1 pseudogene is annotated in these 551 nt (G+C 66.2%); it reads right to left on the reverse strand.

Annotation, left to right across the window (positions count from 1 at the left end):
- A pseudogene (locus HMPREF0975_RS17050) lies at window positions 1-203 on the reverse strand (hypothetical protein); the annotation flags it as partial.
- Window positions 204-551: the final 348 nt, after the last annotated feature.

The raw sequence follows: 551 nt of genomic DNA on the forward strand, positions 1-551 counted from the left end.
ACAGGGCCTGCCCGTAGCGAATAGACCTGTACTGCACCCCACGGTCGCAAGTGATGCACCAGGCCCGTCAGGTTGGCCCCGGTTCGCTTTCGTTGCCAGACGGCGATCTTGAGGGCGTCTAGGGCCAGGTCGGTGCACACTGGCCGGTAGGTGGTCTGCCAGCCGATGATCCTCCGGGAGTACACGTCAGTGACGAAAGCCACATAGACCTACCCGGAGAGGGTGCGTACATAGGAGGGGCACCTCCCGCTTGCGGGGGAATGTCGGCGACCCATAGCTCTTTTGGCCTGAACGCGCTGAAATGCCTTTTGACGAGGTCGGCCGGGCACTGCTCTCGCGGCGCGCTGCGCGTGGTGCGCGGGGACTTGGCGCGGCGGACGCCGCGCAGACCCAGGTCGCCCATGAGGCGTTCGACGGTGCAGCGGGCCACGTGACCGGCACCGTGACGCTCGGCGATCTCGGATCGGCCCCGCATCACGTGCATCTTGCGGGCCCCCAGCACCGAGTAGCTGGTTCTTGTGGACCCTGGATATCTCCGCCTTGAGGGCCTC

The organism is Actinomyces sp. oral taxon 849 str. F0330 (assembly GCF_000239715.1).
Lineage (GTDB): Bacteria > Actinomycetota > Actinomycetes > Actinomycetales > Actinomycetaceae > Actinomyces > Actinomyces johnsonii.